At 70.6% G+C, this 21665-nt stretch carries 19 protein-coding genes and 1 riboswitch; of the genes, 10 read left to right on the top strand and 9 right to left on the bottom strand.

What is annotated here, in order from left to right; all coding sequences use genetic code 11:
- Positions 1-63: 63 nt before the first annotated feature.
- Positions 64-255: riboswitch (TPP riboswitch) on the top strand.
- A complete protein-coding gene (locus tag AB5J49_RS14120) occupies positions 253-3876 on the bottom strand; it encodes an NACHT domain-containing NTPase (RefSeq protein WP_369168981.1) in 3624 nt (1207 codons plus the stop codon). It overlaps the preceding riboswitch by 3 nt.
- 124 nt (positions 3877-4000) lie before the next feature.
- On the opposite strand from AB5J49_RS14120, the gene AB5J49_RS14115 reads away from it, so the two are divergent.
- Positions 4001-4213 (top strand): hypothetical protein, encoded by a 213-nt coding sequence (locus AB5J49_RS14115; RefSeq protein ID WP_369168980.1) that lies wholly within the window; start codon positions 4001-4003, stop codon positions 4211-4213.
- 2 nt (positions 4214-4215) lie between these two features.
- Here AB5J49_RS14115 and AB5J49_RS14110 read toward each other — a convergent pair whose 3' ends face one another.
- Positions 4216-4836: a TetR family transcriptional regulator gene (locus AB5J49_RS14110; RefSeq protein WP_369168979.1), complete on the bottom strand. Its 621-nt coding sequence runs from the start codon at positions 4834-4836 to the stop codon at positions 4216-4218.
- Between the two features lie 208 nt (positions 4837-5044).
- Here AB5J49_RS14110 and AB5J49_RS14105 point away from each other — a divergent pair, with 208 nt between their 5' ends.
- The 3 genes from AB5J49_RS14105 to AB5J49_RS14095 are packed head-to-tail and all read left to right on the top strand — an operon-like array spanning position 5045 to position 8288.
- Complete coding sequence (locus AB5J49_RS14105) at positions 5045-6478, top strand: glycosyltransferase family 4 protein (RefSeq protein WP_369168978.1); 1434 nt, start codon at positions 5045-5047, stop codon at positions 6476-6478.
- The gene (locus AB5J49_RS14100; RefSeq protein WP_369168977.1) at positions 6472-7221 is read left to right on the top strand and encodes a class I SAM-dependent methyltransferase; all 750 of its coding nucleotides are present in this window, start codon (positions 6472-6474) and stop codon (positions 7219-7221) included. Before AB5J49_RS14105 ends, AB5J49_RS14100 begins: the two co-directional genes overlap by 7 nt.
- A complete protein-coding gene (locus AB5J49_RS14095) occupies positions 7218-8288 on the top strand; it encodes a prenyltransferase (protein WP_369168976.1) in 1071 nt (356 codons plus the stop codon). The genes AB5J49_RS14100 and AB5J49_RS14095 overlap by 4 nt, the downstream gene beginning before the upstream one ends.
- 19 nt (positions 8289-8307) lie before the next feature.
- Here AB5J49_RS14095 and AB5J49_RS14090 read toward each other — a convergent pair whose 3' ends face one another.
- Complete coding sequence (locus tag AB5J49_RS14090) at positions 8308-8601, bottom strand: hypothetical protein (protein WP_369168975.1); 294 nt, start codon at positions 8599-8601, stop codon at positions 8308-8310.
- Positions 8602-8749: 148 nt separating this feature from the next.
- Here AB5J49_RS14090 and AB5J49_RS14085 point away from each other — a divergent pair, with 148 nt between their 5' ends.
- From AB5J49_RS14085 to AB5J49_RS14075, 3 genes are read left to right on the top strand one after another with little or no spacing between them, the layout of a single operon-like run.
- The gene (locus tag AB5J49_RS14085; protein ID WP_369168974.1) at positions 8750-9976 is read left to right on the top strand and encodes a hypothetical protein; all 1227 of its coding nucleotides are present in this window, start codon (positions 8750-8752) and stop codon (positions 9974-9976) included.
- 17 nt (positions 9977-9993) lie between these two features.
- Positions 9994-11550, top strand: coding sequence for a VWA domain-containing protein (locus tag AB5J49_RS14080; RefSeq protein WP_369168973.1), 1557 nt, complete (start codon positions 9994-9996; stop codon positions 11548-11550).
- Complete coding sequence (locus AB5J49_RS14075; protein WP_369168972.1) at positions 11537-12280, top strand: hypothetical protein; 744 nt, start codon at positions 11537-11539, stop codon at positions 12278-12280. Before AB5J49_RS14080 ends, AB5J49_RS14075 begins: the two co-directional genes overlap by 14 nt.
- 21 nt (positions 12281-12301) lie before the next feature.
- Here AB5J49_RS14075 and AB5J49_RS14070 read toward each other — a convergent pair whose 3' ends face one another.
- From AB5J49_RS14070 to AB5J49_RS14050, 5 genes are all read right to left on the bottom strand, one after another.
- The gene (locus AB5J49_RS14070) at positions 12302-13312 is read right to left on the bottom strand and encodes an LLM class F420-dependent oxidoreductase (RefSeq protein WP_369168971.1); all 1011 of its coding nucleotides are present in this window, start codon (positions 13310-13312) and stop codon (positions 12302-12304) included.
- A gap of 128 nt (positions 13313-13440) precedes the next feature.
- On the bottom strand, positions 13441-14232 hold the full coding sequence (locus AB5J49_RS14065) for a hypothetical protein (RefSeq protein WP_369168970.1): 792 nt from the start codon (positions 14230-14232) through the stop codon (positions 13441-13443).
- Between the two features lie 167 nt (positions 14233-14399).
- Positions 14400-15353 (bottom strand): N-acetylmuramoyl-L-alanine amidase, encoded by a 954-nt coding sequence (locus tag AB5J49_RS14060; RefSeq protein ID WP_369168969.1) that lies wholly within the window; start codon positions 15351-15353, stop codon positions 14400-14402.
- Between the two features lie 64 nt (positions 15354-15417).
- A complete protein-coding gene (locus AB5J49_RS14055) occupies positions 15418-16068 on the bottom strand; it encodes a class I SAM-dependent methyltransferase (protein ID WP_369168968.1) in 651 nt (216 codons plus the stop codon).
- 117 nt (positions 16069-16185) lie between these two features.
- Entirely contained in the window at positions 16186-17928 is a 1743-nt protein-coding gene (locus tag AB5J49_RS14050; protein ID WP_369168967.1) for an MFS transporter, read from the bottom strand.
- 237 nt (positions 17929-18165) lie between these two features.
- Between AB5J49_RS14050 and AB5J49_RS14045 the strand changes: the two genes are divergently transcribed.
- From AB5J49_RS14045 to AB5J49_RS14035, 3 genes are read left to right on the top strand one after another with little or no spacing between them, the layout of a single operon-like run.
- Positions 18166-19587 carry an MFS transporter gene (locus tag AB5J49_RS14045; RefSeq protein WP_369168966.1) on the top strand — a complete coding sequence of 474 codons (1422 nt, stop codon included), beginning with the start codon at positions 18166-18168 and terminating at the stop codon, positions 19585-19587.
- A gap of 51 nt (positions 19588-19638) precedes the next feature.
- The gene (locus AB5J49_RS14040; protein WP_369168965.1) at positions 19639-20178 is read left to right on the top strand and encodes a SigE family RNA polymerase sigma factor; all 540 of its coding nucleotides are present in this window, start codon (positions 19639-19641) and stop codon (positions 20176-20178) included.
- Positions 20178-20972, top strand: a complete 795-nt coding sequence (locus tag AB5J49_RS14035) for a hypothetical protein (RefSeq protein ID WP_369168964.1) — start codon at positions 20178-20180, stop codon at positions 20970-20972. Before AB5J49_RS14040 ends, AB5J49_RS14035 begins: the two co-directional genes overlap by 1 nt.
- Before the next feature lie 33 nt (positions 20973-21005).
- Here the strand turns inward: AB5J49_RS14035 and AB5J49_RS14030 are convergent, their stop codons facing one another.
- Positions 21006-21638 carry a response regulator gene (locus AB5J49_RS14030; protein ID WP_369175128.1) on the bottom strand — a complete coding sequence of 211 codons (633 nt, stop codon included), beginning with the start codon at positions 21636-21638 and terminating at the stop codon, positions 21006-21008.
- Between the last annotated feature and the right edge of the window lie 27 nt (positions 21639-21665).

Below are 21665 nucleotides of genomic sequence, written 5' to 3'. Positions count from 1 at the left end.
CGGAAATATTACGTTTAGGGGGTTTCATTTCCGGACGTACGTTCTATCCTGGATATAGGCCTACGGGACGAGTGAGGGAGTTCGAACCGGAGTAGCCGACTCTGGCTGGAGGCAGACGGTTTCCGCTGGGGCCGACGTCGACGGTCCGGGCTGAGAGGCCGGAAAGTCGGAAGACCGAGAGGTCGGAAGACCGGAAGGCGACCCCCAGCACCTGATCCGGGTAATACCGGCGAAGGGAACCCGTCTCGTAGGTCATTCGCGTGCCCGCCATGCCTTCTCGACTTCCTCGAACCGTTCGGTGTACGCGCCCGGTGGAAGTGCGGCGCGCAGGCGGGGGAGGTCGGAGGGGCGGAGGAGGCCGAAGGCCTGGGGTGGGAGTGCGGCGAGGATTTCCGGGGTGCGGGCGGTCAGCCAGTCGTCGAGGCCCAGCTCCGCTGCGAGGCGGAGGAGGTCTATGAGGGCGGTGGGGTGGGTGGTGGCTGTTTCGGGAAGGTCGAGTCTTTCGAGCAGGTCGTCGAAATGGCGGGTGGCGGCCCAGTGGTCGAGGTGGCCTGACCATCGCCAGGCGTGGGTGGACTGGCTCAGGTGACTCAGCTCGAGAAGGCTCTCCAGAGCCCGGAGCCGGTCGCCCATCGAGAGCGTGAGGCGAAGGAAGCCGAGAGGCTCGGCCAGGTGGGGGCTTCCCCGGTCCACGGCGTGGCGGAGGAAGAGCAGCAGCGCCTGGTATGTGGCCCCGGTGAACGGCATCCAATCGGCGTCGTACGCTTCGTGCAGCGAGTCGATGATCTCCGCAAGGGCTTCGTCGGCGAGAGCGGGCGCGTCGTGGACCAGCTGACGCAGCACGGCGTCCAGATAGGGACTGCGCTCTCCCGTCTCCAGCACCTCGACGTAGCGCAGGCACTCCACGTACCGGCCGGGCAGGTCCTCGGGCCTGTACACGTCGCGCGTCAGCAGGGCGATCAGCGCCTGCGCTGCCGAGTGGTAGACGGTGCCGGGCGAGGGCCTGAACGTGGACATGGCGCTCGGCAACTGGAGCAACATCGGGTAGCTGATATGCAGCAGTCTCTCGGTGTCACGATCGCCCACGAAACGGGTCTGCCTGATCAGATCTGGGACGGGTGTGTCGGAGAGACGCTCTTCCAGCCGATCCGACAACGATCTGGAGGCCTTGGGCGAGGCCGCACCCAGTGACCAGTTCAGCGCATGGTCGGCCAGTGGCGCCGGACGCGTGGTGAGGCGCAGGTCCAGCTCTTCCTCTCCGCCCACCGTCGGAACGGGGCGCCAGCAGCGTTCGGGGTTGAGGGTCGCAGTCAACGCCGCCCATGACCCGACGGACAACTGCGCCTGCCACCCCAGGGCATACCTCCGCCACTCGGCCGTGGGGACCATCGCGCCGTCGAAGAGTTCCGACACGTGCACCTCGCCCACCGCCAGCACCGCGATCAGCACGAGGTTCACTTCGTACACCGCTTCCCGGTACCTCCTGCGCAGCCGGACCGGGGCGTACCCGACATCGGTACGGTGCTCGGGGTCCCACGAGGCCGCGCGGAACAGGGCGAGGAGCGCGGGCACCAGGTCGCCGCGCGAACGGTGCGCCGGCCAGGGCGCCAGCATGTCCCGCAGATTCTGTACGAGCTGGGACCGGTCCGTGAGCGGGGCGAAGGACAGCAGCGCGTACAACTCGCCGTCGTCCCAAGGGCTGCCCGCCTGATCGACGAGCCGTCGCAGCGCTCTCTCGACCAGCCGGGCGGCCAGATGCTCGCCGAAGGTCGCGTGCATGAACTCGTAGCTGCGCCGCGGTTCCTCCGTGACGATGGCTTGTGCCTCGTGCACGAAGAAGAACCGGCCGAACAGCAACCCCGAGCCGCCGTCCGCCTCGCCGAGCGCCCGCAGATCCCGGTCGGCCTTCTCCCCGCTGATGGACTGGGCGCCGCGATGGAACATGGACAGCGCGATCACGGACAGACGGTGCAGTTCGCGGTGGACGGCCTCGGTCGCCATGTCAGGGGGCAGCGGGCCGTCCTTGTCGACCTGGCGGCGGACGAACTCCTTCAGCAGCTGGTCGTACAGCTCCGTGCGAGTGATGTCTTTGTCCCGCAGGAGGTGGAGGGCGTTGCCGACCGCGTCGTACAGCGCCAGCATGAGCATCAGCAGGGGCTGGGCCGCCAGCTCCCGGTGGGGGAGGACGACCTGCGGGGTGAGCGGCAGCAGTTCGTGCCGGGTGAACCAGCCCGCGTTCGTGGTGTTCCAGACGTCGAGCCAGTGCTCGATCTTCGCCTCGTCGAAGGGTTCCAGGCGAAGCACCTGGCTGGTGCGGGGGATGTCCGCGCGGTCGGCGACCACCGTGCGGCTGGTCACGATCACGATCAGTGGGCGGCCCAGCTGCGCCTCGCGCTTCTGGAACTCCTCGACCCTCTGCAAGTAGCCCCACTGGCGCGTCTCACCCAGCTTCTGCGCGCCTGCCTGAAGCAGTTCGTCGAAGCCGTCCAGCAGGACGACCGGGATCGGGCCGGACTCCTGCTCCGACCAGTCCGGCCAGCTCACCTCCCGTCCCGTACGGCGTTTCAGTGCGTGTTCCAACTGCGCTTGTACGCCCATCTCGGCCGGCGTGTGCCGCAACTCCACCCGCATGGCGCGGAATTCACCGGCCGGGAGCCGGGCCGTCAGCAGCTTCGTGAGCAGTGACTTGCCGGCGCCGGGGTGGCCGAGTACGACGAGCGGTGCCAGCAAGGCGGGGAGACCGAGAAGGTGCTCGGCGAGGAACCGCTCGATGTCGTCGTGCACGGGCTGCTCGTCCCACCACTTGTCCGAGGCGATCCCGGCCCGTGCGTCCTGGGATGCGGTGGCGAGGCGGAAGCGTGGGGTGATGTAACCGTCGGCGAGGCTGGGAAGCCGGGGACCGGGGGAGTCGAGAGCGGCGATCGGGCTGCGGAGGAGTGCCCCCTCGGGTGCGGGGAGTCCATCGCCGTTGACGAACTCCGAGAGAATGCCTCCGAGTGCGGCCAGTCCGGTGGTGGTCCCGCCGCACAGTTCGACGACCGGCAGGCCCGCCCCCAGCGCGAACTCGGGGCAGGACTCGGCCAGGGGGGTGGCCAGACGCACGTAGTCGTTGACGATCTGTAACGGCACGTAGTCCTGGCTGCCTTCGTCGAGGTCCGCCAGCGCAGGCGTGTGCGCCGCGTGTCCGCCCTCGGTCAGGTCATAGATCAGGTTGCCGAACTCCGTAGGCTCGTAGTTCATTGCCGCGCCCGCCGCCACCAGCACCACTCGGGCGGCCTGGATCAGGGCGGCGCGTAGGACGCCGTGGGCCGCTCGCACGCGCTCCGGGAAATCCGCCAGCAGATCACTCAGGACCCGGCGCTCGATGCGCCCGTCCTGTGGCGGGGTCATCAGCCTGTCCACCGTCGCCTTCGGCTTCATGCGTCCGTCGGCCAGCCAGCGCACCGCCTCCTCGACGCTCATGCCGGCGACGGCCATCGCGTCGAGCGTCGGGACCAGGACCGGGCCCAGCCCCGGGGGCGGTGGCGGGGGTGGGCCGACCGGTGCGGGAGGGCGTTCGCCCCGCCCCCGCGTCGCTTCCGACGTCCGCTCCAGCTCCGCGTGCCGGCTCTTCCACCACGGCAGGTCCAGACGCATGCCCGCAGGCGGCAGCGCCGATACCCGCGTCCACTCGGCGGCGCACAGCCCGACGATCGTCTCGACGACGTCCCACTCCGGCACCCTGCGCCGCCGTCCGCTCAGCAGCTCCGAGACCGAGCTGGTGCTGATCAGCCCGAGCGCGTCGGCGATGCTCCGCTGCGATACGCGGCAAGTGCTCACAAGACGGCCCAGTGCCGTGCAGAAGTCCGCGACCGGACCACTCGTCGGTGCGGCCAACTCCTCAACCCTTCGGTGCGGTTCGGCGAATCTCTCCGAAGCGTACGGCCTGACCTGGGCGTTCCACGTGGACTTCGGGGTTCGTCGGGGTTTGGCTGAAGTGGTGTCCCGGAGCGCGAAGGTCATGGCGCAAGCCGTCGACCACCGTCCCGGAGGGAACACCGTGACCTTTCAACTGCCCGTTCTGTTCGCCGCCGTCGTCTTCCTCGCTGTCTACGTCGGCGTCGTCCTCCCCGCCGTATGGTCCCGTCGGCCGGCCCGCCGAACCGCCGCCCTCAAGGTCCTCACCCAACTGCTCGGCGCCCTGCGCGGCTGGACGCGCCGGAGGAGCCGGTGACGCTACGAGTCGGCGTCCGGCGCCGTCAGGTCGATCAGACGGCACACCGTCTCGATGTCGATCTTCACCTGGGCGATCGAGGCGCGGCCCGAGAGCCAGGTGATCAGGGCCGAGTGCCAGGTGTGCTCGATGACGCGGACGGCGGAGAGCTGCTCGGGTGTCGGGTTCTCCAGACCCATGGCGTCCAGGATGATCACCGTCGTCTGGCGGGAGACCTGGTCGACCTCGGGCGAGACGCTGCGGTCGGCGAAGGTCAGGGCCCGGACCATGGCGTCGGCCAGGTGCGGCTCGCGCTGCAGGGCGCGGAACGCGCGCATCAGGGTCTCCGCCACCCGCTCCGCCGCCGTCCGTCCCTGCGGCGGCTTCTTCCGCAGCGTGCCGTGCATGTGCTCCAGCTGGTCCTGCATGGTGGCGACCAGTAGATGCACCTTGGACGGGAAGTAGCGGTACAGCGTGCCGAGCGCCACCTGCGAGGACTCCGCGACCTCGCGCATCTGCACGGCGTCGAAACCGCCCCGGCTGGCGAGCTGCGCGCTGGCATGCAGGATGCGCCGGCGACGGGCCTCCTGCCGCTCCGTGAGGGGCGGTGAGGCGGGGCTCGCGCTACTGGCTTCCGCAGGCATGGATCCCGTTCCGTGACAGTCGGTGAGGGTGAGTGACCGGACAGCGTGCCAGGGCGTCGGCCGTGGCGTGAATCACCTGATCCATCGCTCACAGCGGCGCTACCTGCCGGTAGATTCAGAGCCTCTTGAACGATCAAGTCTGAAACTTGTTCTAGATTAGCGTCCCGGCGTAATCTCGCGGGACCGTGCAGGGAGAAGGGGGCCCAGAGTGACCGCTGAGGCCAGGGAGGCCGGGTCTCCACAGGACCCTGCCGCCGACGGCGAGCGACCGCTCGACATCGCGCTTCTCACCTATAAAGGGAACCCGTTCTGCGGCGGCCAGGGCGTCTACGTACGGCACCTCTCCCGCGAGCTGGCCCGCCTCGGCCACCGCGTCGAGGTCATCGGCTCCCAGCCCTACCCCGTCCTCGACGAGGGCGCGGACTATGCGGGCCGGCTGACCCTCACCGAGCTCCCCAGCCTCGACCTCTACCGCCAGCCCGACCCCTTCCGCACGCCGGGGCGCGACGAGTACCGCGACTGGATCGACGCGCTGGAAGTGGCGACCATGTGGACCGGCGGCTTCCCCGAGCCCCTGACCTTCTCGCTGCGCGCCCGCCGCCATCTGCGCGCCCGGCGCGGCGAGTTCGACGTCGTGCACGACAACCAGACGCTGGGGTACGGACTGCTGGGCGACGTCGGCGCGCCACTCGTCACCACCATCCACCACCCCATCACCGTCGACCGCCAGTTGGAGCTGGACGCGGCGGAGGGCCGGCGACGGCGGATGTCGGTGCGCCGGTGGTACGCCTTCACGCGCATGCAGAAGCGGGTGGCACGCCGCCTGCCGTCGGTACTGACCGTGTCGGGTACGTCCCGCGCGGAGATCGTCGACCACCTCGGCGTACGCCAGGACCGCATCCACGTCGTGCACATCGGCGCGGACACCGACCTGTTCTCGCCGGATGCGTCGGTACGGCAGATCCCCGGCCGGATCGTCACGACCTCCAGCGCCGATGTCCCGCTCAAGGGCCTGGTCTTCCTCGTCGAGGCGCTCGCCAAGGCCCGCACCGAGCACCCCGACGCCCACCTCGTCGTCGTCGGCAAGCGGCCCGAGGAGGGTCCGGTCGCGCAGGCGATCGAGCGCTACGGCCTCGAAGGCGCCGTCGAGTTCGTCAAGGGCATCTCCGACGCGGAGCTCGTCGACCTGGTGCGCTCGGCGCAGGTGGCGTGCGTGCCGTCGCTGTACGAGGGCTTCTCCCTGCCGGCCGCCGAGGCCATGGCCACGGGGACGCCGCTGGTCGCCACGACCGGCGGGGCGATCCCGGAGGTCGCCGGGCGGGACGGGGAGACGTGTCTGGCGGTGCCGCCGGGGGATCCCGGGGCGCTGGCCGCCGGGCTGAGCCGCCTGCTGGGGGACGCGGAACTGCGGGACCGCCTGGGAGTGGCCGGACGTGAGAGGGTCCTACGGAACTTCACCTGGGCGAAGGCCGCCGAGGGCACGGTTGCCCGGTACCGCGAGGCCATAGCCGGCTCCGCGGCCCCGAGCACCGGCCGCTCCGCGCCCCAGCCCCCGGTACGCCGCGCGGCCTCCCTGGACGTCGCATCCGCGACCCCCACAGATGTTGAAGGCGTCAACTCCGAAAGCAGGGCCACGTGCTGACCGTCGACTTCTCCCGGTTCCCGCTCGCCCCGGGCGACCGCGTCCTGGACCTCGGCTGCGGTGCCGGCCGGCACGCGTTCGAGTGTTACCGGCGCGGTGCCCAGGTCGTGGCGCTGGACCAGAACGGGGAGGAGATCCGCGAGGTCGCCAAGTGGTTCGCGGCGATGAAGGAAGCCGGGGAGGCCCCCGAGGGCGCGACCGCGACGGCGATGGAGGGCAACGCGCTCGCCCTCCCCTTCCCCGACGAGTCCTTCGACGTCGTGATCATCTCCGAGGTCATGGAGCACATCCCGGACGACAAGGGCGTACTCGCCGAGATGGTCCGGGTGCTCAAGCCCGGCGGCCGTATCGCCATCACCGTCCCCCGCTACGGCCCCGAGAAGGTCTGCTGGGCGCTGTCCGACGCCTACCACGAGGTCGAGGGCGGCCACATCCGCATCTACAAGGCGGACGAACTGCTCGCGAAGATCCGCGAGGCCGGCCTGAAGCCGTACGGCACCCACCACGCCCACGCCCTGCACTCGCCGTACTGGTGGCTGAAGTGCGCGTTCGGCGTCGACAACGACAAGGCGCTGCCGGTGCGGGCGTACCACAAGCTGCTGGTCTGGGACATCATGAAGAAACCGCTGGCCACCCGGGTCGCCGAACAGGCGCTGAACCCGCTGATCGGCAAGAGCTTCGTGGCGTACGCGACCAAGCCCCACCTGCCCCGCATCTCCGAAACTCAGGCGGCCACCAAGTGACCACCCCCCGGACAGAACACCTCGTCCTGCCCGGGGTCCTCACCGCCGAGCAGGCCGCCGCGACCGTCGCAGGGATCCTTGCCGTGCAGCGTGAGGACGGGGCGATCCCCTGGTTCCGTGGGCACCACCTCGACCCGTGGGACCACGTCGAGGCGGCGATGGCGCTGGACACGGCCGGTGAGCACACGGCTGCCGAGCGGGCGTACACCTGGCTGGCGACCCACCAGAACGAGGACGGCTCCTGGTACGCCGCCTACGCGGACGGCGCCTTCGACGACGTCACCGACACCGGCCGCGAGACCAACTTCGTCGCCTACATAGCCGTAGGCGTCTGGCACCACTACCTCTCCACCGGCGACGACATGTTCCTGGACCGCATGTGGCCGTCCGTCTACGCCGCGATCGAGTGCGTCCTCCAGCTCCAGCAGCCGGGCGGACAGATCGGCTGGCGGCGCGACGAGGACGGCACGGCGACGGCGGACGCGCTGCTCACCGGCTCGTCCTCGATCCACCACGCGCTGCGGTGCGCGCTGGCGATCGCCGAGCAGCGGGAAGAGCCGCAGCCGGACTGGGAGTTGGCTGCCGGGGCGCTGCGGCACGCGATCCGTCGTCACCCGGAGCGGTTCCTGGACAAGGACCGCTACTCGATGGACTGGTACTACCCGGTGCTGGGCGGCGCGTTGACGGGCGCCGAGGCCAAGTCCCGTATGGAAGAGGGCTGGGAGCGTTTCGTCGTCCCCGGCCTCGGGGTGCGGTGCGTCGTGCCCAACCCCTGGGTGACGGGCGGCGAGTCGGCCGAACTCGCCCTGGCCCTGTGGGCGATGGGCGAGTCGGACCGGGCACTGGAGATCCTCCAGTCGATCCAGCACCTGCGCGATGCGGAGAGCGGGTTGTACTGGACGGGCTACGTCTTCGACGACGACGCCATCTGGCCGCGCGAGCTGACGACTTGGACCGCGGGGTCGCTGCTGCTGGCCGTCGCCGCACTGGGTGGGCATGACGCCACGTGTGCGGTGTTCGGCGGGGATCGCCTGCCGACCGGGCTGGACCCGGAGTGCTGCGCCTGAACCCGGCGACGCGGGGCCGTCAGTGGCGGTGGACTCGATTGGCGATGGCGTGTCCGACGAACAGGTAGACCACCGCCGCCAAGCCGTACCCCGCCACGACCCGCGCCCACGCCTCGTCGAACGTGAACAGGTCATACGACCAGCCCGCCAGCCAGCGGGCCGCGTCATGGATGAACTGGACGAAGTCGTTGGCGCGGTTGGCGTCCAGCAGATACATCAGGATCCACAGGCCCAGGATGAGGGCCATGATGTCGGCGACGATCGCTATGACCGTTCCGGCCTGGTTGGAACCGTTGCGATATCGAGGGGACATGCCCTCCGGGTAGCCCTGACGGCGTGACCGAAACCCTGCCACCGCAAGCCGAACGGGACTCTACGTTCAACTGGCGTTCCCCATAAGGTCGTTCGATGGTAAACGTGATCACCGACGATCCTGCCCCAGCCACGGGGGGAGACCGCAGGTGCCCGCGAACAGACCCGTTACCGAAGAACCCCGCTTACTCGTCACCAGACCCCCGCGCCGCCGTCTGCGCAGGGCGCTGGCGTTGGCGCTGCCCGTCCCCGTCATCGGCCTGGTCCTCCTCGTGGCCGGCGGGAACCTGCTGTTACCGCTGCGGCAGGTGGTCACCATAGAGGCGAAGATGGCCTCCAAGCGGGATTTCTTCCAGGATCCCGAAGTCGAGCGGCTCCTGATGAAGCACGGCTTCCGCGTGCACATCACGAGCATGGGCTCCCGCGAGATCGCCAACCAGGACGTCGACGGATACGACGTCGTCTTCCCCTCCGGCCAGCCCGCCGCCGACCTGATCGCCCGCGAGCGCGCCGAGGCGAACCGCCCGGCGCTCCTGTACCGCCCGTTCGTCAGCCCCATCGTGCTGGCCACGTATCGGAACTATGCCGAGGCCCTTGAGGACCACGGCATCGCGAAGCCGCAGCAGGGCTCGGGCGACCGGCCGATGTACTACACGCTCGAGATGACACCGTTCGTGAATCTCACCCGGCAGGGCAAGCGCTGGAAGGACATCGGCATCGAACGGCACGGTGTCCGCAACTCCAACAAGATCCTCGCCCAGACCTCCGACATCTGCGAATCCAACTCCGCCGGCACCTACCTCGGCCTGGTCGCCTTCGTCGAGAACGAGAACGACGCCCCGAACGACGAGAGGGAGGCCGCGGCGGTCGCCGAGGACATCAAGCCGCTCCTCGTCGAACAGGGCCTGCCGGGCTCCGAGCGGGCGGAAACGTATCTGTCCCCCGACGGCCAGAGCATCGCCCCGATCTCGGTGATCTACGAGCACCAGTTCCTCGCCCACCAGATCCGCCACCAGGCCCAGGAGGGCAGCACGGACGACGAACGCGTCCTGCTCTACCCCTCGACGCGCTTCGTCACCGAACCCCAGCTCGTCGCCCTGACCGATGACGGCGCCCGGCTCGGCGAACTGGTCAGCGAGGACCCCGAACTCCAGCACCGCGCCATGGAACTGGGCTTCCGCGCCCGCAACACCAACAGCGGCACGAGCGGCGACACCGCCGGCGACGAACTCGTGGATTTCCTCACCGAACGGCACATCCCCGTGCCCACGACCTCCTCCAACGACACCCGGGCGGTCCTGCCCCCACTGCCCCTCCTGGAACAGATGATCAAGACGGTCGGCGACTGCCCGGACCGGAAGGACGACGCCAAGTGAGGGCCAGGGAAAGCCTGTTGGCGCTCCGTCTCGTCCTGTGCCTGGCGCTCGTGACCGCCGTACTCACCGCCTGCTCGGGCGACGACGCCGACGAGCCCGTCCGGCTGCGCGTGCTCGCGAGCCCCGACCTGGCCGTACTCACCCCCCTGCTGGGCGAGTTGAAGGAGTCCACCGGTGTCGACCTCCGGCTGGACCTCCGGCCCGACGCCGAGACGAAGACCCCGGACCGCGACCACTACGACCTCGCCTGGCTGTCCTCCGACCGCTATCTGCGGCTCACCGCCAAGAGCGCGATGCAGGGGTTGCAGCGCACGGCCACCATGACGTCCCCGGTGGTCATCGGCCTCGAACCGGACCTGGCACGCAAGCTCCGCGCCGGGGTGCCCGGCGCCCGGCTCACCTGGGCGGACATCGCCGACGCCGCCGCGACCGGCACGCTCCGCTTCGGGATGGCGGACCCCAGGCACTCCGCGGGCGGACTCGCCGCCCTCGTCGGCGTCGCCACCGCCGCCGCCGGCACGGGCGGCGCACTGCGCCCGGGCGACGTCTCATGCGACCGGCTGCGCGGCTTCCGCTCCGGCCAGACCCTCACCGCGGACACCGGGCCCGCCCTCCTCGACTCGTACGCCGACCACCAGGACCGGGCCAACGCCCTCATCACCTACGAGTCCGACCTGCTCGCCCTCAACGCCACCGACCGCCTCGACGGCCCACTGGAGGTCATCCGCCCCGAGGACGGCACGGTCCTCGCCGACTTCCCCCTGCTGCTCCTCGACGAGTCCCACGGCGCCGCCTACGCCAAGGTCGCTCAGTGGCTCCAGCGCGACTCGACACAGCAGAAGATCATGCAGCGCACCCTGCGCCGCCCGGTCAACGCGACGGTCACCAGAAACCCACAGCTACGCGAGCCGGTCGGCAACGCGCTCTACTACCCCGACCAACTCGCCGTCATCAAAACCCTGTTGGCCGACTACGGCGACCCGGCCCGACGCACGGCCGACCAGGTCGTCTTCCTGCTCGACTTCTCCGGCTCGATGCGCGGTGACCGGATGGCGGGGTTGCGGGAGGCCTTCGCCGACCTGAGCGGCGCGGACTCCACGGCGTCCGGCAAGTTCACCCGCTTCCACCGGGGCGAGCGGCTGACGGTGGTCCGTTTCGGCGACCGCGTCCTGGAGGAGAAGACGGTGACCGTGACCGGCCCGAAGGACCTGAAGACCCTGGCCGACACGGTCGCCCGAGGCGGCTACGGCGACGCCACGGCCGTATGGTCCGCCCTGGACCACGGCTACCGCACCGCCACCCGTGAACTGGCCGCCGACCCCGACCGGTCCGTCTCCCTCGTCCTGATGACGGACGGCGAGAACAACACGGGCCTCGCCTACGACGACTTCGTACGCCACCACAAGGCCCTGCCCGCCGCCGTACGCACGGGCGTCCCCACCTACCCCGTCCACTTCGGCGAGGCCGACGCGGGCGAACTGCGGCGCGCGGCGGCGCAGACGGGCGGGCGGATGGTCGACGCCGCCGACTCGTCCCTTTCCGAGGCGTTCAAGGAGATCCGTGGCTGTCACTGACGCACTGTGGTGGAGCATGTGGTGGCCGTGGATGACGGTCTGGCTGGTGACGGCCCTCGGCACGGCGGTACTCGCGGCGGTCCTGGTACGCCAGTCCCGCGAACGGCGCCGCCGGATGCGCCGGTGGCAGTCGGCGTACAGCATCTGCCTGTACCTGGACGAGCAGTCCGTGATGGACCTCTACGAGATCGGCAACTACCGGTCCGCGCTGGAGGAGGCCGTGGAACTGCGGACCAAGGTCGACACCAGCGTCGGCCTCTGGACCCGCTTCCTGGCCTGGCTGTTCCGCGCCAAGCGCGACGTCAGCCAGGAGACGTTCCGCAAGTTCGTCCGCAAGGACAAGCCGATCAACGTCATCGGCATGCTCATCGACGCCTTCGAACGCGCCGACGTCATCGTCCACGCCGACCTGCCCACGCTGACCGTCGTCCCCAACCGCGCCCTCGCCGACCGCCTCGGCGACGACCGCGAGGTACACCTGAGCCGCATAGGGGAGTTCGTCTCGGTGCGGGCGGAGTGCACACGGATCCCGGACACCACGGAGGGCTTCGTCCTGCGCGCGGAATACGCCGACCGGCAACCCCCCGTCTCCATACGCGTCGTGGCCTCGGGCAACGCCCGCCGCTCCATCCCCACCGGCACCTTCACGGCCCGCTGCCTCGGCAAGATGACGGGCTGGCGCGAGGACACACGGGAAGCGACGTTGGAGGCGCTGGCGATCTTCTGGTGACGCCTTGGCCGGCTCAGCCACTCATGTGTTGAGCTCGGCGAGCACGCGCAGGCTGTGCGGATCGGGCGCCAGAGCCAGCAGATCGGTCACCGGCCCCTTCCGCCACAACTCCAGCCGCTCGGCGATGCGTTCACGAGGACCGATGAGGGAGATCTCGTCGGCGAAGGCGTCCGGGACGGCGAGGAGGGCCTCCTCGCGGCGGCCGTCCAGGAACAACTGCTGAATCCGGCGGGCTTCCTCCTCGTACCCCATCCGTGCCATGAGGTCGGCATGGAAGTTGCGGGCCGCGTGGCCCATACCGCCGATGTAGAAGCCGAGCATGGTCTTGACGGGGAGGAGGCCTTCGGAGACGTCGGCGCAGACCTGGACGCGGGCCATAGGGGCGACGAGGAAGCCCTGCGGGAGGTCGCGCACCGCGTCCCCGTAGGCGTCGGGCCTGCTGGGCGACCAGTACAACGGCAGCCAGCCGTCGGCGATCCGCACGGTCTGCGCGACATTCTTCGGACCCTCGGCACCGAGAAGGACGGGCAGGTCGGCGCGGAGGGGATGGGTGATCGCCTTCAGCGCCTTGCCGATGCCGCCGGCGTCCGGACCGCGATACGGGTGGGAGTGAAAACGCCCGTCGAGCTCGACCGGCGCCTCGCGCCGCAGCACCTGCCGTACGACATCGACGTACTCGCGCGTGGCGGTCAGCGGCGAGCTCGGGAACGGCCGCCCGTACCACCCCTCCACCACCTGCGGTCCCGACAACCCGAGCCCGAGCATCATGCGCCCACCGGAGAGGTGGTCGAGGGTGAGGGCGTGCATGGCGGTGGTCGTCGGGGACCGGGCGGCCATCTGGGCAACGGCCGTACCCAGCTTGATCCTTGAGGTCTGCGCGGCGATCCAGGTGAGCGGGGTGAAGGCGTCGGAACCCCAGGACTCGGCGGTCCACACGGAGTCGTAGCCGAGCCGCTCGGCCTCCTGAGCGAGGGGCACATGGTCCGCGGAGGGGCCGCGCCCCCAGTAGCCGAGTGCGAGCCCGAGCCGCATGTCTGCCTCCTGACGGTGATGCTGACGGTGCGTCAGCTCTGCGTGGAGGCTGCGACTGTACGACGACGGCCCTCACCGGGAAGGGTGAGGGGCCGTCGTACGGCTATCGCTACGGCTTCTTTTGCGGCTCAGCCGCGCTGGATGCCCGACGTGTCCTGCAGCACGCCACGGCGGCCGTCCTGCGTCTGCGCGACCAGGGCCGGGCCGCGCTGCTCGACGGCCAGGTACCAGGTGCCCGGCGCGAGCTCGGCGATCGGGGTCGGCGAACCATCCTCCGCGAACAGCGGCCGCGCCACGGGCACGGCGAACCAGAACGGCGAGAAGTCCGCAGCGGGTGCCTGCGGCTGCTGCGGAGCCTGGGGCGCCTGCGGCTGCCCACCGAAGGGCTGCCCGGGCTGCGGCTGCCCTCCGTACGGCTGCTGCGGCTGCTGGGCACCCGGGTAGCCGTAACCACCCTGCGGCTGACCGCCGTAGGGCGGCTGGGGGGCGGCGGGGCTGGGGGCCGGGAGGAGGGCGGCCTGGAGGGCGGGGACGAGGGGGGTGGCGACGGCACCGGCGGCGAGGATCAGGGCGGCGAGGAAGCCGAGGATCAGCCCGGCGGCGGCGCTGCCGCCGTCGGGAACGTCCACCAGTTTCCAGAACAGGCTCCACGCGGCGAGGATCGTGAACGCCACGCCCACCGTCCCGAGGTCCAGCCCGGCGATCTTGCGGGGCTGGGGCAGGAGGCGGTTGACGACGATCAGGGCGGCACCGACGACCCCGCCCATGTAGGTGCCGAGGCCGAGCTCGAGGTTTTCCCACGCGGTGATGTCAAGGTCGTACCCGGAGGCGGAGTAGAGCTGGAGGAACGACGCGATGAACAGCAACACCGCTGCTCCGATCACCACGCCGTCGCCTCGAGTGAGGGAGCGGATATTCACTTCAGGAGGTCCTTCGTCAGTCGTCTCAACATCGGCATCGCTGGAGGCGTCGCTGTCACCATGTCGCCGTCAGGCCCCGGTGTGAAGCGCGGGGGTGGCCCCTCATCGTAGGGACGACCTTATCGTCCGACCGACGAGGGTGTCCGCCGGGATCAGCCCGCCGATGACTACCCGCGCAGGAAACCCACGATTCCCTCAGAGATTCCTCGCGCCGCCTTCTGCCGCCAAGCGCCACTGGTGAGCTGCGCCGCGTCATTGCTATCGCGCATGTTGCCGCACTCGATGAACACCTTCGGAACCGTTGACAGATTGAGACCGCCAAGATCCTCACGCGTGACGAGTCCGGTGCCGTCGCCGACGTAGTTGGACGGCGCGCTGCCCGTTGCGCGGACGAAGGAACCCGCGATGCGCTCGCCGAGGTCGCGGGAGGAGGTGACGATGGGGCCGGTGTTCGCGGCGCCCGCGTGCACCTTGGCCGGGAGGATGACGTGGAAGCCCCGTTGGCCGGCGTCCGCACCGTCCGCGTGGACGGAGACGACGGCGTCGGCGTGCGCCTTGTTGCCGATCTCGGCCCGCTCGTCGACGCAGGGGCCCCAGGAACGGTCGCCGTCCTGGGTGAACTTGACCGTGGCGCCCTGCTTCTCCAGCAGCGTGCGCAGCCGGTGGGCGACGTCGAGTGTGAACTCGGCCTCGGTGTAACCGTCGTTGGTGGACGTCCCCGTCGTGTCGCATTCCTTCCAGTTCGTGCCGATGTTCACCTTGCGGTTGATCTCGGCCGTGTGCTGGAAGTTGTTGGGGTTGTGGCCGGGGTCGATGACGACGACCTTGCCCTTGAGGGGGCCGGAGGCGGAAGGGACGGAGGTGGAGTCGGCCGTGGAATCCGCGGTGGGGGTCGGGCCCGGCGGCTTGTCGTCGTTCGTGGCGGAGATCGTCGGCGCCGTGTCCGACGGCCGTACGGCCGCAGTGCCCGACGCGCCTCCGTCGCCGGGGGCACTCACCGCCTCGTACATCACCCATCCCAGCAGCGCCCCCGGCACGAGAGCGGCGGCCGCGACGGTCAGGGCGCGGCGGCGAGGGCGGCGGGGCTGGGGAGGATCGAAGTCCGGACCTACGTACGACACGCCTGCCACCATACGGGCCGACCATGCCCGGCGCCGGGAAGGCGCGGTCGAGCGGCGCCGGAGTTCAGACGCCTGCCCCCGTCCGCTTCAGCACGCGCAGCGAGTCTGTGACCGACACCTCCGTGAACGCCGCGGACTCAAGCGCCCGCAGGTACATGCGGTATGGGGCTTGACCCGTGAACTCGTCCTCCGGGTTCGGGAACACGTCGTGGATGACGAGCAGGCCGCCCTCGGCGACATGCGGCGCCCAGCCCTCGTAGTCGGCGTTCGCGTGCTCGTCGGTGTGGCCCCCGTCGACGAAGACCAGGCCGAGGGGCGTGCCCCAGACCTTCGCCACCTGCGGGGAGCGGCCGACCAGGGCGATCACGTGCTCCTCCAGGCCGGCCTTGTGCAGCGTGCGGCGGAACGTCGGCAGCGTGTCCATCAGGCCGATCTCGGGGTCGACCGTCTCCGGGTCGTGGTAGTCCCAACCCGGCTGCTGCTCCTCGCTGCCGCGGTGGTGGTCGACCGTGAGGGCCGTCACCCCGGCCTGGCGGGCGGCGTCGGCGAGGAGGATCGTGGAGCGGCCGCAGTAGGTGCCGACCTCCAGGAGGGGGAGACCGAGGCGGCCCGCCTCGACGGCCGCCGCGTAGAGCGCGAGTCCCTCGTCCACGGGCATGAAGCCCTTGGCCGCCTCGAACGCGGCCAGGATCTCCGGCTTGGGGGCCGTGGACATGGGGTTCCCTTCGGTCGTACGAACGTATGGGCGACCATGCTGCCGCACCCCCTGCCGCTGAAGCGACAGGGGGTGCGGGTGGTGTCGATCTCAGGTGATCCGGAGGGCTCGGGCGGCTCAGGCCGTGACCGGCTCTCCCGGCAGCGACAGGTCCAGGTCGACCGGGCTGTCGTCGCCGGTGTGCGTGGCCGACGAGGCGAGCGGGGCGTGGCCGTCGGCTCGGGCGGCCAGGACGTAGGCGCCCTGGGTGGGGACGGCGAGGGTGTAGGTGCCGTCGTCCGCCGAGAGGGTGGCGCCGGCCTGGCGGCCCCGGCGGTCGATCAGGGTCACCTTGGCGCGGGCGACGGGGGTGCCGGTGGCGTCCAGGACGCGGCCGCGGAAGCCGCGCAGCGCCTCTTCGGCGCGCTCCAGGTTCGCGTCCTCCTCGCTGCTGGCGCGCAGCTGCGGGTGGGCGGAGGCGGGGCGCTGCTTCGGGAGGAAGAGGGCCAGGAGGAGGCCCACGGCGACCGCGGCGGTCGCGATCAGGAAGGAGACGCGGAAGCCGTGCATCGTCGGGATCTCGACGCCGCCGACGTTGTTCGCGGTGTTGGCCAGCACCATGCCGATGACGGCGCTCGACACGGACGTACCGATGGAACGCATCAGGGTGTTGAGGCCGTTCGCCGCGCCTGTCTCCGAGGCCGGGACGGCGCCGACGATCAGGGCGGGGAGGGAGGAGTACGCGAGGCCGATGCCCGCGCCGAGGACCACGGAGATGACGAGGCTCTGCCAGGGGGCGCTCATCAGGCCGAGGCCGGCGCCGTAGCCGATGGCGATGATCAGCAGGCCGAGGATCAGGGTGGTCTTGGGGCCGTACTTCGCCGAGAGGCGGGCGTAGACGGGGGCGGTGAACATCATCGTCAGGCCCAGGGGGGCGACGAGCAGGCCCGCCACGACCATCGACTGGCCGAGGCCGTAGCCCGTCTCCTTGGGCAGCTGGAGGAGCTGGGGCAGGACCAGGGAGACGACGTAGAAGCTGACGCCGACCATGATCGAGGCGAGGTTGGTGAAGAGGACGGCCGGGCGGGCCGTGGTGCGCAGGTCGACGAGGGGTGCCTGGGTGCGCAGCTCGTACACGCCCCAGAGGAGGAGGACGACGGCCGACGCGGCGAACAGGCCGAGCGTGCTGCCCGACGTCCAGCCCCAGTCGCTGCCCTTGGTGATCGGCAGGAGGAAGAGGACGAGGCCGGCGGAGAGGCCGAGTGCGCCGAGGGCGTCGAAGGAGCCTTCCGCGCGGACCTTGGACTCCGGTACGACGAGGAGGGTGAGGGCGATGGCGAGGATGCCGAGGCCGGCGGCGCCGTAGAAGAGGGCGTGCCAGTTCGCGTGCTGGGCGACCAGGGCCGCGGCGGGCAGTGCGAGTCCGCCGCCGACGCCGATCGAGGAGCTCATCAGGGCCATCGCCGAGCCGAGCCGCTCGCGGGGCAGCATGTCGCGCATGAGGCCGATCCCGAGCGGGATGGCGCCCATCGCGAAGCCCTGGAGGGTGCGGCCGGCGATCATGGGTATCAGGGTGCTGGTGAACGCGCTGACCAGCGCGCCGATCACCATCACGGCCAGGCTGGCGATCAGCATGCGCCGCTTGCCGTAGAGGTCACCGAGCCGGCCCATGATCGGGGTGGCCACGGCGCCCGAGAGCAGTGTGGAGGTCAGGACCCAGGTGGCGTTGCTGGGCGCGGTGCTCAGCAGCTGCGGCAGGTCCTTGATGACCGGGACGAGCAGGGTCTGCATCACCGCGACAACGATGCCCGCGAAGGCGAGGACCGGGACGATGGGGCCGGTCGCTCTGCCGGTGGGCTGTTCAGTCGTCGTTTGTGTCATGTGGGGGATCAACCCGGTGTGCCTGGGCAACTATTCCGATGCTTTGGCCAGCTAACGATTTCTTGACCTTCTCTTGGGGAAACGGGGCTGGGTTGGCAGGGGGGCGGGACGGCGGGCGGGACCAGGCCGCCGACGAGGGGACCTAGGTCGGCGGGGGAAGGGGCCTAGGTCGACAGGGGAGGGGCCTAGTCCGAATTCCTGATGCCAGGAGCGTCGGTCGTTGAGAGCATGACAGTCATGCTCGGAGCCGCTGACGCCACCACCCGCATGTCCCGCCGTACCGCGCCGCCCACCTGGCTGGTGGTGGCGCTGGCGTGCGCCGGGCAGTTCCTGGTCGTGCTCGACGTGTCCGTCGTGAACGTGGCGCTGCCCTCGATGCGGGCCGATCTCGGGCTGAGCGCCCAGGGCCTGCAGTGGGTGGTGAACGCGTACGCGATCGCCTTCGCGGGGTTCATGCTGCTCGGCGGGCGGGCCGGGGACCTCTACGGCCGCAAGCGGATGTTCCTCGTCGGGCTCGGCCTGTTCACCCTGGCCTCGCTGGCCGGCGGGCTGGCCCAGCAGGACTGGCAGCTGCTTCTCGCGCGGGCCGTGCAGGGGCTGGGCGCCGCGGTGCTGGCGCCCTCGACGCTGACGATCGTGACGGCGGCGGTGCCTCAGGGGGCGGCGCGTGCGCGGGCCATCGGCACCTGGACGGCCGTGGGCGCGGGGGGTGGTGCGGCGGGCGGGCTCGTCGGCGGGGTGCTCGTCGACGTGCTGTCGTGGCGGTGGGTGCTGCTGATCAACGTGCCGGTGGGCGCGGTGGTGCTGGCCGGTGCCGTGCGCCTGCTCGCGGAGAGCCGGGCGGGGGACGGGCGGCGGCTGGATCTGCCGGGGGCGGTGCTGGTGACGGCGGGGCTCGCGACGCTGGCGTACGGCATCTCGCAGACGGAGGCCGAGGGCTGGACGGCGACGGCCACGGTGGTGCCGCTGCTGGCCGGCCTGGCGCTGATCGGGGTGTTCCTCGTCGTGGAGTCGCGTACGGCGGGTCCGCTGATGCCGCTCGGGCTGTTCCGGGTGCGGGCGGTGTCGTCGGCGAACGTCGCGATGTTCCTGTGCGGGTCGGCGATGTTCTGCATGTGGTTCTTCATGACGCTGTACGTGCAGAACGTCCTCGGCTACACCCCGCTGGAGGCCGGACTGGCACTGGTGCCGAGCTCGCTGGCCGTGCTCTTCGGGTCCAAGCTCGCGCCGCGGCTCATGCCGGCGGTGGGCGCGCGCAACGTCGCGGCGCTGGGCACGGCCGTCGCGGCCGTCGGCTTCGGCTGGCAGTCGATGCTGAGCGCGCAGGGCGCGTATGTGACCTCGGTCATGGTGCCCGGGATCTTGATGATGCTGGGCGCGGGTCTGGGGGCCACCCCTCTCGCGGCGCTGGCCACGTCCGGGGCGCAGCCGGGAGAGGCCGGGCTGGTGTCGGGGCTGGTCAACACCTCGCGCACGATGGGCGGTTCGCTGGGGCTGGCCGTCATGTCCACGATCGCGGCGGCGCGGTCGGCGGGGAGCGGGTCGCCGCAGGCGCTGACGGAGGGGTACGCCTTGGTGTTCCGCACGTCTGCGGTGGTGCTCGTGGCGGGGACGGCGCTGATCCTGCTGTGGCTGCCGAGAAAAACGTCCGCGTCCTGAGGCAACGGTCCGGGCGGCTCATGGACTCCTTTGAATATCTAGGAGGTGCCCATGGGGGATCGCAAGGCGGCTCGGGACTCGGAGTTCCAGAGCTTTGTCATCGGCCGCTGGCCGCAGTTGATGCGTACGGCATTTCTCCTCACGGGGGAGCAGCACGCCGCGGAGGACCTGGTCCAGTCGACGCTCGAGCAGGTCTACGTGGCCTGGCGTCGCGTCGGCTCGGCCGACGACCCGGAGGCGTATGTACGGCGCGTGATGATCAACGCGCACGCACGCAAACACCGCAGAAGGCTCGGGGAGTTCCTCGCGCCCAAGGACGACTCCGGCCTGGTGCGCGAGGTGGCGGACACCGGCGACCGCATCGCCCAGGCCGAGGACCGCAGCGCCCTGCTGTCGGCGCTCGCCCAACTGCCGCCACGGCAGCGGGAGGCGGTGGTCCTGCGGTACTGGGAGGACCTGACCGAGACGCAGACGGCGGAGGCGATGGGCTGCTCCGTCGGCGCGGTGAAGAGCAACGCGGCCAAGGGGATCGCGAAGCTCCGCGCCATACCGGGCCTGGCCGAGATGGTGACGCAGGGAGGGCGTAAGTGATGAGCGCGGACCGGGAGACGAACCACGGCATGACCAGCCACGACACGACCCACACGGACATCGCCCTCCTGCTGGCCGACGCCGCGGACGAGGTCGAGATCGGTATAGCCCCCTACGGCGCGGTGCTCCGCGGCGGCCGCCGCCGCAAGGCCCGCCGCTGGGCGGTGGCGACCGCCACGGCCTTGGCGCTGGTGGGCTCGGCGGGTTCCCTGGCGGTGGCCGGGCTGCCCGGCGGGGACGGTGGGCGGGGGGCGCAGGTGGCGACGCAGGCGCCGACCGGCGAGGACCGGCATGTGTACGAGCCGCAGCAGACCGAATTGTCGCGAGGGACCGACCAGGGCGAGGACTGGCGCGTCGTCATTTCCGTGTGGGGACCGCCGGGGGACAAGGGGGAGGCACGCAAGCAGCTGGCCGCGATGACGGAGTACGGCATCGAGGCGCCGGCACAGCCGCAGCTCTCCGAGGCCGTCGGCAGGACGTCGTACTTCGTGAGCCTCCACTACGGCAACAACCACCGCCGGGCCCTGATCTTCGACACGGTCGAGAAGTGGGACGACATGTCGGACAAGGGCATCGTGTACGGCGCGCTGCCACTGTCGAAGGGAGGAACCTCTGGCCCCAACCGACTCGTCGTCGGCCGTGTCGCCCGAACGGCCCAGCAGGTCAAGTGCACCTGGTCGGACGGCACCAGCAGCGTCGACCTGCCCAAGGCGGCCGCGGGTTCTCCGCTGAAGTGGTTCGTGTGCGTGGGGCCGAAGGGGGCGGCCAACAGGGAGGCGGAGGTGATCCAGTAGAGAGAGCGGGCGGGGGCGGCCCGGGGGCCGCGGCTACAGCCACCCTTGCTGCCGTGCCTCCCGCAGCGCCTCCATCCGGTTGCGGGTGCCGGTCTTGCCGATTGCGGAGGAGAGGTAGTTGCGGACCGTGGACTCGGAGAGGTGGAGCTTGCCGGCGATGTCGGCGACCGTCGCGCCGTCCACCGCGGCGTTGAGGACGTCGCACTCGCGGGCGGTGAGCGGGTTGGGGCCGGCGCTGAGAGCGGCCGCGGCGAGGGCCGGGTCGATCACCGTCTCGCCGGTCAGGACACGGCGGATCGCGACCGCCAGTTCCTCCACGGGGCCGTCCTTCACCAGGAAACCGGCGGCTCCCGCCTCCATGGCCCGGCGCAGATAGCCGGGGCGGCCGAAGGTCGTCAGGATCAGCACCCGGCAGTCGGGAACCTGGTCGCGCAGCTCGGCCGCGGCGTCCAGCCCGCTGAGGCCCGGCAGCTCGATGTCGAGAAGGGCGACGTCCGGGCGGCGGACGAGGGCGGCGTCCACGATCGCGTCCCCGGCCGACACCTGCGCCACGACCTCGATGTCCGGCTCCATCCCGAGCAGTAAGGCGAGTGCTCCGCGCATCATGCCCTGGTCCTCGGCGAGCAGAACCCGGATGGACTTGGCGGGCCGGTGGTCCCGCGGCATCTCGTTCACGGAGCCAGCGTATGAGGA

This window comes from Streptomyces sp. R28, assembly GCF_041052385.1.
GTDB lineage: Bacteria > Actinomycetota > Actinomycetes > Streptomycetales > Streptomycetaceae > Streptomyces.
The sequence above is the reverse complement of the archived record's forward strand: the minus strand, read 5'-3'. Positions and strand labels throughout refer to the sequence as shown.

Bases quoted from the DNA above. Each gene is read 5' to 3' on its own strand.
- AB5J49_RS14090 (WP_369168975.1), bottom strand. From the start codon at position 8,601: ATGTCCCCTCGATATCGCAACGGTTCCAACCAGGCCGGAACGGTCATA.
- AB5J49_RS14040 (WP_369168965.1), top strand. From the start codon at position 19,639: ATGGGGGATCGCAAGGCGGCTCGGGACTCGGAGTTCCAGAGCTTTGTC.
- AB5J49_RS14070 (WP_369168971.1), bottom strand. From the start codon at position 13,312: ATGCGGCTCGGGCTCGCACTCGGCTACTGGGGGCGCGGCCCCTCCGCG.
- AB5J49_RS14035 (WP_369168964.1), top strand. From the start codon at position 20,178: ATGAGCGCGGACCGGGAGACGAACCACGGCATGACCAGCCACGACACG.
- AB5J49_RS14110 (WP_369168979.1), bottom strand. From the start codon at position 4,836: ATGCCTGCGGAAGCCAGTAGCGCGAGCCCCGCCTCACCGCCCCTCACG.
- AB5J49_RS14045 (WP_369168966.1), top strand. From the start codon at position 18,166: ATGCTCGGAGCCGCTGACGCCACCACCCGCATGTCCCGCCGTACCGCG.
- AB5J49_RS14055 (WP_369168968.1), bottom strand. From the start codon at position 16,068: ATGTCCACGGCCCCCAAGCCGGAGATCCTGGCCGCGTTCGAGGCGGCC.
- AB5J49_RS14050 (WP_369168967.1), bottom strand. From the start codon at position 17,928: ATGACACAAACGACGACTGAACAGCCCACCGGCAGAGCGACCGGCCCC.
- AB5J49_RS14030 (WP_369175128.1), bottom strand. From the start codon at position 21,638: ATGCCGCGGGACCACCGGCCCGCCAAGTCCATCCGGGTTCTGCTCGCC.
- AB5J49_RS14115 (WP_369168980.1), top strand. From the start codon at position 4,001: ATGGCGCAAGCCGTCGACCACCGTCCCGGAGGGAACACCGTGACCTTT.